Genomic DNA, 14,782 nt, shown 5'->3' with positions numbered 1-14,782 from the left:
CATAGTTCCCGGAAAATTTTCGAATGCGTCGCTATCGCGCGCGATAGAGCAGCTCCGGGGTATTCAGATTGGCCAGGCGCGGGTCATCGGCCGGGCAGTCCACCGCCTGCAGGCCCAGGTTCGAGAACACATGGCGCGGGCTGCGGTCGCCCTGCTGCCAGGCTTCTTCTATCTGCGCGCGCATCGCCACCGGGATGACACTGAACAGCGGCTCCCACTGCGTGCCGCAGCGCAGCATGTGCACGACGCCCGGCGTTGCAGCCGATGCGCGCAGCAGGCGCTCCAGCAGGTCGGCATCCAGGCGCGGGGCATCGCAGGGCAGTACCAGCAGGTGACTGTGGCGCGCGGCGGCGAGGCCCGCGCGGATGCCGGCCAGCGGGCCGGGGAAGTCCGTGCTGTCGTCCTGCACCAGGCGGTCAGCGAAGCCAGCGTAGACGTCCGCGTTGCGGTTGCAGGAAATGATCAGGTCGTCGCTGAACGGGCGGGCGAGGGCGGCGGCGTAGCTCACCAGCGGGCGGCCCTGCCACTCCAGCAGGCCCTTGTCCTGGCCGCCCATGCGCTGGCCGCGTCCTCCGGCGAGAATCAGGACGGAACAGGGGAGCAGCGGGGCTTGTGGCATGTCAGGGTCTCCGGGGCGGGCCTGTGATATAACACCGCGCATTCCAACCTCACAAGCAAGGGCCCTCATCATGAGCCACAAGGCCGAGCAGCCATTCGTCCCGCTGAACATCGCCGTCCTCACCGTCAGCGACACCCGCACCCTGGAAACCGACACCTCCGGCCAGCTGTTCGTCGACCGCCTGAAGGCCGCCGGCCACAACCTGGCTGCCCGCGTCCTGCTCAAGGATGACCTCTACCGCATCCGCGCCCAGGTCGCGACCTGGATCGCCGAAGACGAAGTGCAGGTCGTGTTGATCACCGGCGGCACCGGCTTCACCGGCCGCGATAGCACTCCGGAAGCCGTGACTTGCCTGCTGGACAAGGTGGTGGACGGTTTTGGTGAACTGTTCCGGCAGATTTCCGTGGCCGACATCGGCACCTCCACCGTGCAGTCCCGTGCGCTGGCCGGCCTGTCAAACGGCACCCTGGTCTGCTGCCTGCCGGGCTCCACCAACGCCTGCCGCACCGCCTGGGATGGCATTCTCGGCGAGCAACTGAACGCCAGCCACCGCCCATGCAATTTTGTGCCGCACCTGAAGAAGGCGGCGCCCTGCGAGAGCCGCGGATGAGTTGCTGCGACAAGCCGGGACTGTTGCCGGTCGAAGATGCCCTGACGCGGCTGCTGAGCCTGGCGGAGCAATCGCCGATCCTCGACACCGAAACCCTGCCGCTGAGCGAGGTGGATGGGCGCGTGCTGGCCGAGCCGCTGCTGGCCGGGCTGGACCTGCCGCCGTGGCCGAACAGCGCCATGGACGGCTATGCGCTGCGCCAGGCTGACTGGCAGGGCGAAGCGCTGCCGGTCAGCCAGAAGATTTTTGCCGGGCAGGCGGGCGAGCCGTTGCTGCCGGGCACCTGCGTACGAATCTTCACCGGCGCGCCGGTGCCCGAAGGCGCCGATTGCGTCGAGATGCAGGAAAACGTCGAGGTGCTGGAAGACGGCCGTGTGCGCTTCCTCGAAGCGCTCAAGGCGGGTCAGCACGTGCGTCCACAGGGCCAGGAAACCCGCAAGGGCGACTGCGTGTTGCCGGCCGGCACACGCTTGGGGCCGATCGAGATCGGGTTGGCCGCCTCGCTCGGCCACGCCGAACTGCACGTGCGCCGCCGTCCGCGTGTGGCGCTACTGTCCACCGGTGATGAACTGGTCGAACCTGGCAAGCCGCTGGCGCTCGGGCAGATCTACAACAGCAACCGTCACCTGCTGCGTACCTGGTTGCAGCGTTTCGGTTGCGAGGTAGTGGATGCCGGCATCCTGCCGGATGACCTCGATCGCACTCGCGCCGCCCTGGGCGGTTTGTCGAATGTGGACCTGATCCTCTCCACCGGCGGCGTATCCGTCGGCGAGGCGGACTTCCTTGGTGCGGCCCTGCGCGAAGCGGGCGAGCTGGCGCTGTGGAAATTGGCGATCAAGCCGGGCAAACCGCTGACCGTCGGCCATTACCAGCAGGTGCCGGTGATCGGTCTGCCGGGCAATCCCGCGTCCACCCTGGTGACTTTCGCGCTACTGGCGCGGCCCTACCTGATGCGTCGTCTCGGCATGCAGAGGGTCGAGCCGCTGCGCCTGCAGGTGCCCGCCGGTTTCAACTGGACCAAGCCGGGCAATCGCCGCGAATACCTGCGTGCGCGCCTGGAGAATGGCCGTGCGGTGCCCTATGCCAACCAGAGCTCAGGTGTGCTGCGCAGCGCGGCCTGGGCGGAAGGCTTGGCGGAGGTGCGCGAGGGCACGACCGTGGCCGAAGGTGATTCGCTGGCATTCATCCCGTTCAGCGAACTCCTCGACTGACTTTGCTGTTTGTAGGAGCGAGCTTGCTCGCGAACCGCTTCTCATCGGCGCACGGGTGGAGGATTGTTCGCGAGCAAGCTCGCTCCTACAGATTCGATGGGGCGCAGGAGCGGATTCATCCGCGATCCGGCCGAACGGGCCGACCGGTTAAGGGCCGATTGCTGCGCCTGGCGGTGGGCAGTTACCGACCCATAGCGGATGTTCAATGATTGACTAATCCGAAGATGGAGCTCGCAACGAGTTGACGTCGAGATGACGAGCGGCGAGTTCCAACGTGCCTCTACCGCCGCGCCGAAGGCAGGCGACCAGGGAAAGCCAGGGAATGTCGGTCAGTGTCACGTCTGCAGCAGGCAGCGCTCGTACTTCACCAGCGGTGCCTCCGGCAGGGCCACCATCGGGCAGATAGAGCAATACCCAGTCACCCTGGGATTCGAGAACCAGCCCCAGGCGAAAGCCCCCACCTTCGTTAACCATTCCTACCCGAGCACCTTCGATCTGCTCCAGGCCAGCAAAGCGGGCCGTCGCGTCTTTAAGCAACTGATACCCCGGTAGATTGCCGAGGATGCGGTCCTCGAGCGTTTGCAGGCCTCTAGTGGCCAGCCGAGTTCTGGCAATCAGCCCGGCCAGGAAACAGATCGCCGCGAGCGCAATGATTGCCACCAACGTTACGGACGTCGCCGCCGCAACGCCGAACCCATCGAACAATGGCAGCACCTTTTGCAGAGGGCCGCTGAGCAGATGGATGGCTTTTTCGATGAGGACGACAACAAGAACCAGCGGCAGGATGAACAGCAAGCCGCCAGCGATTGTTGTCTTGATGAATTTGAGCATGGCTCCTCCTATCTGCAGCGCAGCTGCTGATCAGTGGAAGAAATCACGGGTTCTTTTGGTTTTCCTTGAGCTGTCGCCTGCGCTCTATGGGCGCTACTCCAAACCAGCGATGGTGCGCTCGACAGAAAGAGGTGGTGCGCCGATATCCCAGCTCCATGGCGATTTGCCCGATAGTCAGATCTGACTCACCAAGAAGCTCTTCGGCACGGCGGCGACGTATCTCGTCCACGTGCTCCTCGAAGTCAATCCCATCGTTAGCGAGACGTCGTTGTAGCGTTCGCGGGTGCAAGTCCAGAATCTTGGCGATCTGCTCAAGGCTGCAGGTCTGTTTCGGGAGCAGGGCTTGAATGTGCCGCTCAACTTCGAAACCCAGCTTCTCATCCGGATTTGTATGCGCCTCGAGATAAAACCGCACGATGGAATGCAGCATCGCGTCGTGGCGGGAGCATGGCTGCTGCATGTCGCGCTGGCTGATTGCGATAGCGTTGTGTTCTTGGCCGAACAGCACCTGGCAGCCGAAGTAGCGGTGATACACGTCGAGGCTGGCCTGGGGTTGATGGCGCAGTAAAACCATTGCTGGTTTCAGTGGTTTGCCTAGCAGTTCGGACATGAGCAGCCGACCGTGCAGCAGCGACTTTTCCACGATCTGCGGAATGTCTTGAATGCAGGGCAATGCATTGTCGAAGCAGAGCAGTGTGCAGCCAGGTCGGCGCTCCAGGTGAAAAAGGATCGAGGGGCTGTAGACCCGCATGTAGCGCACAACAGCAATCAAACCTTCTCCTGCCGTCGGAGCCGTCTGCGCCAGGTGTTGCAGAGGGCCAAGTAACGTCGACTTCTGGCGAGTCGCCAGTTCAAGACCTAATTCGGGCATTCCGAGCGCCTGGGCGCTGCCCTCGAATATCTGCACCAGGCTCTTGTAGGAGAACTTCTTCTCGTAGCTGCCCACTACATCCATATCGATGCGGTGAGGGGAAAGATGCGCGCGTATCGAAGCGCCGCGTTCGGCGAGCAGCTCGCCAAATTGCAGGAATGCCGTCCCGCGAATTGTGTCCATGCTGTTGGGCTCCCTTGGAAAAGCGGCAAGCCATCTGCCGTCGCTGATGGCTTGCCGTAGATACCTTCAGGTATCGGAAGGAGCGTTAGGGGGTCACGATGTTGAACCAGAAGTCGAAGTTGTCCATGTAGCTCATCAGTTCGTCGAGCTTGCCGGCATCGCCCTGCACCTTGATCTCGCCCGAGCCTTCCGCGTCCTTGAGCGTGGTCTGCTTGAGCATGAGTTTGTTCAGGGTGTCGCGGGTCAGGGTGATGCTGGCGTCGGCGTCCTTGGCCTGCGCGCCTTCGGTGTGGTTGAGCACGCCGTTGACCATCTCCAGGGTGTACTTCTGCTTCAGGTCGGTGAAGTCGAAGTTGAGGGTGATGTGCTTATCGGCGACCTCAGGCCCTTTCAGGCGCATGGCCAGGTAGTCGAAGAACAGGTCCAGGTCCATTGCCTTGACGGTGTCGGGGCTGGCGGTGTCCGGGGTTGGCAGTTTCTGCACGCCGTTGCGCAACTCCTGCGCGCCGGTCAGGTAGAAGTTGCGCCACGGGCCGCTCTCGGCCTGGTAGCCGAGCTGTTCGAGAGCGTCGGCCTGCAGGTTCTTCGCCGCCTGGTTGTTCGGGTCGGCGAAGACCACGTGGTTGACCACCTCGGCCACCCAGCGGAAGTCACCCTTGTCGTAGTACTCCTTGGCCTTCTTCAGCACGGCGTCGGCTCCGCCCATCATGTCGACGTAGCGCTTGGCTTCTTCCTCGGGCGGCAGTTCCCACAGGGTTGCGGGGTTGCCGATGAACCAGCCCAGGTAGAGCACGTAGGTGGCCTTGACGTTGTGGTTCAGCGAGCCGTAGTAGCCGCGGTTGGAGAAGCGATCGGCGATCCCCTTGGGCAGTTTCACCTGCTCGGCGATCTCGGTCATGGTCAGGCCCTTGTTGGCCAGGCGCAGGGTCTCGTCGTTGATGTAGCGGTACATGTCGCGCTGCGAGGAGAGCTGGTCGCGGACTTCCTTGTTGCCCCAGATCGGCCAGTGGTGCATGGCGTACATCACCTGCACGTCGTCGCCCCACATCTTCAGTGCCTCGTTGAGGTACTTGGACCAGGGCAGCGGCTCGCGGATCTTCGCGCCGCGCAGCGAGTAGGTGTTGTGCAGGGTGTGGGTGGAGTCCTCGGCGGTGTTCAGCGCCTTCAGCTCCTTGATGTAGTACATCATCTCGGCCGGCGCCTCGCTGCCCGGCGCGTAGAGGAACTCGTAGGTGAGGCCGTCGATGACGCGCTTCTCACCGGTCTTGGAGATGATGTCGGTGGGCGGGATCAGGGTAACGGTGCCGGCGGACGTGGTGGTGCCCAGGCCCGCGCCAAGCTGGCCGGTTTCGCTCGGGGGCAGCAGGTTGCCGTACATGTAGCTGGCGCGGCGGCTCATGGCGGTGCCGGCCATGACGTTCTCCGCCACGGCGTGCTCGAGGAAGCCCAGCGGTGCGTAGATCTTCACCTTGCCGGACTTCACGTCCTTCTCATCCACCACGCCGCGCACACCACCGTAGTGGTCAACGTGGCTGTGGGTGTAGATCACCGCTACCACCGGCTTCTTCGGTCGGTGCGCGTAGTACAGGTCGAGCGCCGCCTTGGCAGTCTCGGCGGAGATCAGCGGGTCGAAGATGGTGATGCCGGTCTTGCCTTCGACGATGGTCATGTTCGACAGGTCGTAGTTGCGTACCTGGTAGAGGCCCTTGGTGACCTCGAACAGACCGGAAATGTTGATCAGCTGCGACTGCCGCCACAGGCTCGGGTTGGTCGTGGCGGGCGCGGCTTCGCCTTCCTTGATGAAGTTGTACTTGGCCGGGTCCCAGATCAGGTTGCCTTTCTCGCCCTTGATCGGCTCGCTGGGCAGCGGCGCGATGAAGCCCTTGTGGGCCAGTTCGAACGAGGTCTTGTCGTTGAACGGCAGCTCCTTGAGCAAGGCGTCGTTGGCGGACTTGGTGGCATCGGTGGCCGGCTTGGGCGCTTCGGCGGCCCAGGCCTGGGTGGTCATGGAAATGGCCGCGGCCAGCAGGAACGACGAGCTGAATTTCCAGAGCCTGGCGGCGCCTTGGCCGTCCAGTGGTTTCGAAGATTGCGCGATCAGTTTCATTTCAAGCTCCTTCTTGCTTGATGCGCTGTACCCTTCGAGGCAACTGCCAGCGGTATTGGTTGTGATGCTTCCTGTTTTAGCTTGGAGGGCGCCAGCCCTGGCCGACACCCTCGCTGCGACGGCTTACTTCTTCAGTTGCTCGTAAGACTTGACCATGTCCCGTGCCCAGCCATCGAGTACGGCTTTCGCATCGTTGGCGGTCATGACTTGGGAGGAGTTCTCCAGTTCTGCGCCGGCTCCCTTGCGCACGACCTGGGCGACCACTTCACCATTGCCGCCGTCGAGGAAGGCCGCTTCGGTGGCGATGCTGGTGTCCTGGTCGCGGATGCCGGTCGCGGTGCTGACGCCGGCGGCGATCAGGGCGATGGGGATTACCTCGTAGGGCTGCAGGCCCTTGGTTGAGGCGCTCACGGCGGTGATGGCCGGACGCACCACCAGCACGTGCGGACCAGGGCCGCTGGCGAGCGGCAGGGCCTTGGAGAATTGAGTCTGGAGGACCTGGTCGTAATAGGTAGTGATGCCTTGCAGGGTCTTCTCGGGAATCTTCTCGGTCGGTTGCGGTTGCGGATACAGCTGGCTGCGCTCGACATACACACTGGTAAAGCTGCTCACGTCCACACCGGGTTTGATCCAGCGCATCACCGGTGCACCCGAGGGCGACTTCTCTTCCTTCAGCGCCTTGTAGTCCTTCAGGAAACCGGAGTAGTTCTCCGGCTCCACGTACTTGCTCGCGCATCCGGCGAGCGTCAATGTGGCAAGGCACAGCGGCAACGCCATCAGTTTCCAATTCATCGAGCTACTCCTTGTGGATGATTCTTCATTCAGTGTTGGGGTACGGTCTTCTGCCGCGTGCTATCAGAAACGCCAGGTCGCTCCCCCGCCGATGATGTGGAGGGCGGCGTTGTTGTAGGTGCCCGAAAGCGTTTCGCCGGAGCGTGATTTGGTCTGTTCGTCGTCCATATCGCCCAGCCATACCAGGGTGTAAGCCAGGTGAACGTCCAGCCCGTCATCGAGCTGGTAATTGACTCCAGTGGCGAGGCGCCAAGTCTCGGCCATGGGGTTGTCGACGGTGCGATCTTTGTCATCGACAGCCGAGCTGTCGTAGCCCACACCAAAGCTCCAACGCAGGCGAGGGTTGGCCTGATATTGAGTGCCGATGGAGGCGTGCCAGGTGTCCTTGTAGTGGCGGTCTACCGTGCGATCCACCCCACCTGCGTTCGCATCCACCTCCACGCCGATCTGGCCGAAGTCGCTCCAGTCCTGCCAGCCCAGGCTGCCCAGCAGCTTCCACTGAGCATCGACTTGGTGGGCGATGCTGAGGGTCGCGGTCTGTGGAATGTTCATGTCCAACTCAAGCGAGTCGACATCCAGCCGATTGAGCGCAGCGTTGATGATCGGGTTGCTCACCTTGCGTACGTCAGGGCTGTCTTCGAACTCCAGTTTCACCTTGCTGGTGTAAGCGAGGCCGATCTTTGTCCGTTCGCTGAGGTCGTAGAGCAAGCCGATGTTCACACCCGTTCCGACGTCGGTGTCCTTGTATTCCAACTGGCCGTCGGGGTTGTCGCGCAGGCCGAGCAAGTTGTTGTTGATGGCCATTTCGGTGCGGTAGTAGCCATACACAATACGGGGGCCAATACCGACCGAAAGCTGGTCGGTGAACTTGTGCGCAATGGTCGGCTGGAACGACACACCGATCACCGCCGACTCCTGGCTGAAGTAGCGGCCGGCCCAGTCATCGTCATAGTTCACTGCCAAGCCGAAGTTGCCGTACATGCCGAAGCCGATAGCGGAGCGATCATCGATCTGGTGGCTGATGAACAGGCTTGCGCCCGGTAGCCACTCAAGGGCATTGCCACCTTCGTTGCCGTCGAATTCGTTATTGCTGTCACGTGAGAAACGCAGGTCGCCAAGGATCACTTGCGCATTGGCGCTGAGCTGAGTTCCCGCCAGTTGTGTGATGCCGGCGGGATTACTCATCAGGATGCTGGGGTCGCTAGGCAGGGCTGCGGAACCTGCGTTGGCGAGACCGTTACCCTCCTGTCCCGCCTCGTAGATCAGAATGCCTCCCGCAAATGCCGGACCGCTCAAACATGCCAGGAGTACTCCTGAAACCAGCGCCGCTTTAGTCTGGTTGGCTCGTTCAAGATTCGAGATCATTCAGCGCTCCATGCCCGCAGAGGGACCAACTGCCACACACCGAAACGTGTGGCAGGCTAAGGCTCCGAATGCGATCTGGAGACAAGTGCCGCTCATCCAACGTGGGATCCGGCGATTGTGTGAATCAGCCTAGATAGCTAATCGCGATGTGCAAGCTGACTTTTGGTTCAAGGGGCGATTAAGACGTATTGGGCGACAGGGGCAGAGGTATAAGGAGTGGTCAAACTGGATGAGGGCTTTCAGGCAATGAGGCTTTTCGCAGGGTTCAGTGGCGAGCGAACACTCCCCTCCACTCATCAGGTGTCGCGAAATGAGTTGCCAGAAGTTGAGCTCGCGATGCGAGAGCAAACCCCTGCCGTTGAGCGCCGCCATCCCCAACAACATTCGTGAGTGGCGCGCTTGTGCGACGCTCCGAATCGTCAGCCTGCCGTCACCGCGACGATGATTGGACCGCACACCGCCAGCAGCACATTGGAAATTGCGTAGCACACCGTGAAGCCAATGACCGGCGTATTGCTGCCGGACTGCTCGATGATCTTGTTCATCGACGCCGCCTCTGTCTGCGCGCCGGCAAGTGCGCCGAACAGAATCATCGGGTGCAGCCCGAGGACGTAGCGGCCGAAATACAGAGTCACCACAGGTGGGATGATGGTTACCAGTGCGCCGGCGAACACCAGCGCCGCTCCCTGGTTCTGGATCGCAGTGATGGCCGCTGGGCCGGCCAGCAGACCCACCACTGCACCGAAGGCGGTCAGTCCGAACTCGGAAAAGGCCCACTGCGCAGCTGGTGGAAGAGCGCCGTGCTCGGGATGCCGCGAGTTGTACCAGCCGATCACCAGACCGGCGAGGAGTATGCCGCCGCCAATGCCGAGCTCCACCGGAATCATGCCGACGTGGGTAGAGAGCATTCCGGCTAGCGAGCCAAGTACCAGGCCCAAGGTATGGATGGCGATGTCGCTCTTGTAGTTACTTTCACGAACGCGTCCGATCTGTTTTGCCAGGGCCTCGACGCTGGCAGCACGCCCCACCAGGTTGATCACATCGCCACGGCGTAGGACGGTATCGGGCAGTTGTGGCAGCTCCAGGCCCTGCCGGGTGATGGTCCGGATGTAGCAGCCCATGCGTTGTGCCGCGCCCAGTTTTGCCTTGATCTGCGCGATGGTCTTGCCCGCCAGGTGCTTTGAAGTCAGCACGATGTCGGCATCGCGGGTGGCAAAGGACATACTCAGCGGATCGTCCACCTCTGTGCCTATCCACTGGCTCAACCCAGCCAGGGCTTCACGCAGGGCATACACCCCGAGCATATCGCCGTGCTCCAGGCGCAGTTGTGGGTCGCGCTCGATCACTCGGCCTTGGCGAATCACCCGTTCGACGCTGAGCTCGGCATGCAAAGCCTCCAGGTCTGCGATGCGCTGGCCAGCGACAGCCGATGCCTCGACGCGGTAGGCGCGGACGACGATGCGGGTGTAGGGGATGGTGATGCTCTGCTCGTCGCGCTCGATGCCCAGTTGCCGCTCCAGTTCGTGCGCGCTCTCGCGCAAATCTACGCCCAGCAGCCGGGGTGCGATGCTGCCGACGAAAACAATCAGGCCGATGGTGCCGAACAGATAGGTAATGGCGTAGGCCACCGCCATATGGCTGTTGAGCTGGTTGCGCGCGGCTTCGTCAATGGATAGTTGTGCGATGGCGCTGCTGGCGGTGCCCATGATTGCAGTGTCGGTCAGCGCGCCAGCGCCCAGCCCGGCGGTGAAGCCGGCATCGAAACCGAACAGTCGGTACATCGCCAGGATGGTCGCGAGTGCGGTTGCGCAGAGCACCACCGACAGCAGCACCAGCTTGAACGTGCCGCGGTTGAGGCTGCCGAAGAACTCCGGACCACTCTTGAAACCCACCGCATAGATGAACAGCGCGAAGAAAACTGACTTCAGCTCGTGGGGCACCTCCAGCCCGATCTGCCCGATCAACAGCCCCATCAGCAGTGCGCCGGCGACCGACCCTAAATGGAAGCCGCCGATTTGAATCCGGCCCAGCAGAACACCCAGGGATATCGCAAGGAACACAGCGATTTCAGGGTTGGCGCGCAAGGCATGCAGGACAAAATCGAGCATCGACATAGCTCCCTGTCGAACAGACATCGGTGAAGTATGGCTGGTGTGGGCCGTGCTGCTGTTATGCGGTGGAGTGTGGACCAGGCTTTTTCTTAGTGCGATTTCGCATTCTCGCCGGCCATGTCGAAAATCCTCGACTAGTCTCTTGCTGACTTCTTCCGGATCGCTCCAGAGCCATTAACAAGGCTCTTGTCGTGGATAGCGATTTTCCTGGTCGGCGTATGCTGGCCCGCCACGAGAGCGCCTATGGCTGTAGCCAGTGATTTGATCATCTGCGAGTACTGCGACGCGGTGTACGAGCGCCAGCCGCTGCAGCGTCATCAACGAGCCCTGTGCGTGCGTTGTGGCGGCGTACTGCATCGGCACAATGCGTTGTCGGTGCAGCAACGCTTGGCCTTGGCGCTGACTGGCGCCGTGCTGCTGGCCTTTGCCAATGCGTACCCGGTGATGACCATCAGCATGCAGGGCCTGAGCAACTCGGCGACGCTGTGGGACGCAGTGCTGATCCTCAGCAGCGGTCCCATCACCTTCATCGCCCTGGTCACCGGCCTTGCCATCATCCTCGCGCCTGCGCTGCAGGTGACGCTGCTGCTCTGGGTGCTGAGCTTCGCCCTCGCCGGGAGTCGCGCTCCGGGCTTTGCCTTCTGCATGCGCTGGCTGGAAGCACTGCGTCCCTGGAGCATGCTGGAAGTCTGCCTGCTGGGCACCATGGTTGCGGTGATCAAGCTGGCCGGGCTGCTGGACGTGATCCCTGGTATCGGCCTGGTGGCCATGGCGGCACTGAGCGTGTTGATCATCGCCATCGCCGGCAAGGACATCCGCGATCTTTGGGAGCGCGTATGAGCACACCGCCACTGGCCAGTGACCTGCACCTGTGTCTGTGCCATGGCTGCGGCATGGCCTGTGATACCCGCGGTAATGCCCACCATTGCGAGCGCTGTGGCGCGCCCCTGCACAGCCGCAAGCACGACGCTATCACCCGCGGCTGGGCGTATCTGGTGGCGGCGCTGATCTTCTATGTGCCGGCCAACCTGCTGCCAGTGATGCACACCGAAATGCTCGGCCAGGGCATCGACAGCACCATCGGCGGCGGCGTCCTGGAGTTCTGGGAAAGCGGCGCGTGGGATATCGCCCTGATCATCTTCATCGCCAGCATCGGCGTGCCGGCGATCAAGTTCCTCTCCCTCGGGCTGCTGCTCTGGACCGCCCAGCACCGCAGCGCCTGGGCGCGCCGGCAGCGCTCGCAGCTGTATCGCTTCGTCGAGCTCATCGGCTACTGGTCGATGCTCGACGTGATGGTCGTGGCGCTGGTGGCGGCCCTCGTGCAGATGCGCGAACTGGGCACCATCGAGCCGCGCGCCGGCATTCTCTTCTTTGGAATGGTCGTGGTGCTCACCATGCTCTCGGCCATGAGTTTCGATCCACGGCATATCTGGGATGAGGGAGACCCTATCGATGGCGCACACTGAGCAGCACACTCCGGGGCAACCGCAGGTCCGCACCCGGCGCTGGAGCGTCTCGCTGGTCTGGATCGTGCCGATCGTGGCGCTGCTGATCGGCGCCTCGCTGATCGTGCGCAGCTGGATGGAGCAGGGGCCGACCATCGAGATTTCCTTCAAGACCGGCGAGGGCCTGGTCGCCCACAAGACGCAGGTGAAGTACCGCAGCGTGGTAATCGGCGAAGTCGAGGGCGTGGAGCTGGCCAAGGACAAAAACAGCGTCACCGCCAGCGTCAAGCTGAACAAGGAAGCCGAATCCTTCGCCACTGACGGCGCGAAATTCTGGGTCGTTCGCCCGCGCATTGGCGCCGGTGGCGTGACCGGTGTCGACACGTTGCTCTCGGGCAACTTCATCGGCGCCGACGCCGGCGAATCCAGCAAGCCGCAGAAGCGCTTCACCGGCCTGGAGGCGCCGCCACCGATTACCTATGGCGAGAAGGGCAAGAGTTTCGTCCTGCGCGCCGATGACCTGGGCTCACTGGATATCGGCTCCCCGATCTATTACCGCAAGATCCCGGTGGGCCAGGTGACCTCCTACGCCCTGCGCAGCGACGGCAAGGGTGTGGATCTGGGCATCTTCATCGAGGCGCCCAACGACGCCTTCGTGACCCAGAACACACGCTTCTGGAATGCCAGTGGAGTCGATGTCGACGTCAGCGCCAATGGCCTGAGGGTGAACACCGAATCGCTGTCGGCTCTGCTGGTTGGCGGGCTGGCCTTCGGTGCGCCGGAGGGCAACGAAGAAGTGTCCGCCGCACAGGACAATCAGGCTTTCGACCTCTATGCCAATCGTGACAACGCCCTGGCGCCGCCCACCGGGCTGCCGCAGTACATGCGTCTGCGCTTTGACCAGTCGATGCGGGGGCTGAGCGTGGGCGCGCCGGTTGAGTTCATGGGCGTCGAATTCGGCAAGGTGACCAACATACAGTTGGATTACGACGAGAAGCTGCAGATATTCCCGGTGGTGGTGGATGCAGTGATCTACCCGCAGCGCCTGGGGCCGGTGCACCAGAAGATGCTGAAGGCCTTCGACAGCAGCGTGGGTGATCAGGGCGGCGTCACACGTGTGATTGGCAGCTTCGTCGAGCACGGCATGCGGGCCCAGGCTCGCAGTGGCAACCTGCTGACCGGACAGCTGTACATCTCCCTGGACTTCTATCCCGACGCCAAGCCCGTGGCGTTCGACGCCACCGCCCGGCCGCTGCGTATCCCGACGGTGCCCAGCAGCCTGGCGAAGCTACAGGAACAGTTGCAGGCAGTGGTGGACCGCATCGGCAAGCTGCCGTTGGAACGCATCGCCAGCAACCTCGACGGCAACCTGCGTGAATTGCAGGGCAGCCTCAAGCAGTTCAATACCCAGACCCTGCCGGGCGTCACCAAGACGCTGGATGAAGTGCGCACGACGCTGGCCACGGCCAACTCGGCGCTGGGCGAGAACTCGCCGCAGCGCGAGAAACTCAGCGACACGCTCGATGAACTGGACCGCATGTCACGCTCGTTGCGCGACCTCTCCGACTACCTGGGGCGTCATCCGGAATCGCTGATCCGCGGGCGACCGAAGAACGCCAACGCCGATAACCTTCAGCCCTGATCAAGGAGAGATTTCTGATGCCGAAGCTGCCCATGCTGCTCCTGGCCGGCCTGTTCCCCGTGATGTGGGGTTGCAGTAGTGCGCCCATCCATTACCACACGCTGGTCCCCGCCCAGCCGGGCGCTCCGGCCAGCGGCCAGGTGAAGGTGGAACGAGTGTCCATGCCGCCGCAAGTCGATCGCTCGCAGATTGTCATTCGGCAGGGTGGCAGCGGTTTGGCAATCCTGGAAACCGAGTGGTGGGGCGCCAACCTGGTGGACGAATTCCGCAACGCCCTTGAAGACCAACTTGGAGCGCCGGGTGCCGGCGCCGCGTTGCTGCGCGTGGATGTGCAGCGCTTCGATTCGGTGCCGGGGCAGTATGCGTTGCTCGATGCGCGCTGGCGCCTGCAGCGTCGCGGTTCGGAAACACCCCTGGTCTGCCGCAGCAGCCTGCAGACGCCGGCCGGCCCCAGCGTCGAGGCGCTGGTGGTCGCGCAGCAGGCCAACCTGCGCAAGCTCGCCGAACAGGTGGCACAGGCCAGCGCCGGCGCAAGCACCCGCTGTCCTTGATCGCCAACTGCCAGGTGCCCTCGATAAATCGCCAGCGCCGGGGGATTGTCCTCGGCACGGCGTACCGCCCGGCGCGACATGACACGTATCGCAGCACGCGAAGCGATGAAGATCACCTTCTTCCACCGTGGCCTGCGCGCGTGGGCGGTCTGCGCCATCGTCGGCCTGATTCCGGTCATAAGCTTTCGCAGCAGCCGGGAGAGGGCCCTGTCTAGACCGGGCTTGCATCAGACCAAGTAATGAGCATTTCACGGCAGACCAGTTGCCGGCAGCCATCTATCGGGAGCTCGTTCATCGGTTCCTGGCCCGTCGAGCGTCGTATTTCTGCCGGCCAACGCCAGCAAAATGGTTGCGCTCATACCTAAGTATGATTTTTTGAATCGCTACTTCGTCGCTTACGTGGCGCAGACGTACTGATTAGTTTTCCCGGGCCAACATCAACCA

General features: G+C 62.7%; 13 protein-coding genes and 1 pseudogene. 7 read left to right on the top strand and 7 right to left on the bottom strand.

The window, feature by feature from the left end:
- Nucleotides 1-31: 31 nt before the first annotated feature.
- Nucleotides 32-619, bottom strand: a complete 588-nt coding sequence (gene mobA / locus ACNFH5_RS18315) for a molybdenum cofactor guanylyltransferase MobA (RefSeq protein WP_416748334.1) — start codon at nt 617-619, stop codon at nt 32-34.
- A 70-nt stretch (nt 620-689) separates the two neighbouring features.
- Here mobA and moaB point away from each other — a divergent pair, with 70 nt between their 5' ends.
- Together moaB and glp are read left to right on the top strand one after the other, a co-directional pair.
- A complete protein-coding gene (gene moaB, locus ACNFH5_RS18310; RefSeq protein ID WP_416748332.1) occupies nt 690-1,229 on the top strand; it encodes a molybdenum cofactor biosynthesis protein B in 540 nt (179 codons plus the stop codon).
- On the top strand, nt 1,226-2,440 hold the full coding sequence (gene glp / locus ACNFH5_RS18305; protein ID WP_416748330.1) for a gephyrin-like molybdotransferase Glp: 1,215 nt from the start codon (nt 1,226-1,228) through the stop codon (nt 2,438-2,440). The genes moaB and glp overlap by 4 nt, the downstream gene beginning before the upstream one ends.
- A 213-nt stretch (nt 2,441-2,653) precedes the next feature.
- Here glp and ACNFH5_RS18300 read toward each other — a convergent pair whose 3' ends face one another.
- From ACNFH5_RS18300 to aspT, 6 genes are all read right to left on the bottom strand, one after another.
- A complete protein-coding gene (locus tag ACNFH5_RS18300) occupies nt 2,654-3,271 on the bottom strand; it encodes a hypothetical protein (RefSeq protein WP_416748328.1) in 618 nt (205 codons plus the stop codon).
- Between the two features lie 43 nt (nt 3,272-3,314).
- Nucleotides 3,315-4,325: an AraC family transcriptional regulator ligand-binding domain-containing protein gene (locus ACNFH5_RS18295; protein WP_416748325.1), complete on the bottom strand. Its 1,011-nt coding sequence runs from the start codon at nt 4,323-4,325 to the stop codon at nt 3,315-3,317.
- A gap of 85 nt (nt 4,326-4,410) precedes the next feature.
- Nucleotides 4,411-6,432 (bottom strand): alkyl/aryl-sulfatase, encoded by a 2,022-nt coding sequence (locus tag ACNFH5_RS18290; RefSeq protein WP_416748324.1) that lies wholly within the window; start codon nt 6,430-6,432, stop codon nt 4,411-4,413.
- Nucleotides 6,433-6,555: 123 nt separating this feature from the next.
- Nucleotides 6,556-7,224: a DUF3313 domain-containing protein gene (locus tag ACNFH5_RS18285; protein ID WP_416748323.1), complete on the bottom strand. Its 669-nt coding sequence runs from the start codon at nt 7,222-7,224 to the stop codon at nt 6,556-6,558.
- A 63-nt stretch (nt 7,225-7,287) separates the two neighbouring features.
- A complete protein-coding gene (locus tag ACNFH5_RS18280) occupies nt 7,288-8,589 on the bottom strand; it encodes an OmpP1/FadL family transporter (protein WP_416748322.1) in 1,302 nt (433 codons plus the stop codon).
- 419 nt (nt 8,590-9,008) lie between these two features.
- Nucleotides 9,009-10,697: an aspartate-alanine antiporter gene (aspT, locus tag ACNFH5_RS18275; RefSeq protein WP_416748320.1), complete on the bottom strand. Its 1,689-nt coding sequence runs from the start codon at nt 10,695-10,697 to the stop codon at nt 9,009-9,011.
- A gap of 246 nt (nt 10,698-10,943) precedes the next feature.
- Between aspT and ACNFH5_RS18270 the strand changes: the two genes are divergently transcribed.
- The 5 genes and pseudogenes from ACNFH5_RS18270 to ACNFH5_RS18250 form a co-directional block, all read left to right on the top strand.
- Nucleotides 10,944-11,540, top strand: a complete 597-nt coding sequence (locus ACNFH5_RS18270) for a paraquat-inducible protein A (protein WP_088416859.1) — start codon at nt 10,944-10,946, stop codon at nt 11,538-11,540.
- A complete protein-coding gene (locus tag ACNFH5_RS18265; RefSeq protein ID WP_416748318.1) occupies nt 11,537-12,166 on the top strand; it encodes a paraquat-inducible protein A in 630 nt (209 codons plus the stop codon). The genes ACNFH5_RS18270 and ACNFH5_RS18265 overlap by 4 nt, the downstream gene beginning before the upstream one ends.
- Nucleotides 12,153-13,787: an intermembrane transport protein PqiB gene (locus ACNFH5_RS18260; RefSeq protein ID WP_416748316.1), complete on the top strand. Its 1,635-nt coding sequence runs from the start codon at nt 12,153-12,155 to the stop codon at nt 13,785-13,787. Before ACNFH5_RS18265 ends, ACNFH5_RS18260 begins: the two co-directional genes overlap by 14 nt.
- A 17-nt stretch (nt 13,788-13,804) precedes the next feature.
- Complete coding sequence (locus tag ACNFH5_RS18255) at nt 13,805-14,338, top strand: PqiC family protein (RefSeq protein WP_416748314.1); 534 nt, start codon at nt 13,805-13,807, stop codon at nt 14,336-14,338.
- An 81-nt stretch (nt 14,339-14,419) separates the two neighbouring features.
- Nucleotides 14,420-14,578: pseudogene (locus tag ACNFH5_RS18250) on the top strand (BCCT family transporter); the annotation flags it as partial.
- Nucleotides 14,579-14,782: the final 204 nt, after the last annotated feature.

The sequence above is a fragment of the Pseudomonas sp. NY15435 genome (assembly GCF_048068295.1).
In the GTDB taxonomy this organism is placed as follows: domain Bacteria; phylum Pseudomonadota; class Gammaproteobacteria; order Pseudomonadales; family Pseudomonadaceae; genus Pseudomonas.
The sequence above is the reverse complement of the archived record's forward strand: the minus strand, read 5'-3'. Positions and strand labels throughout refer to the sequence as shown.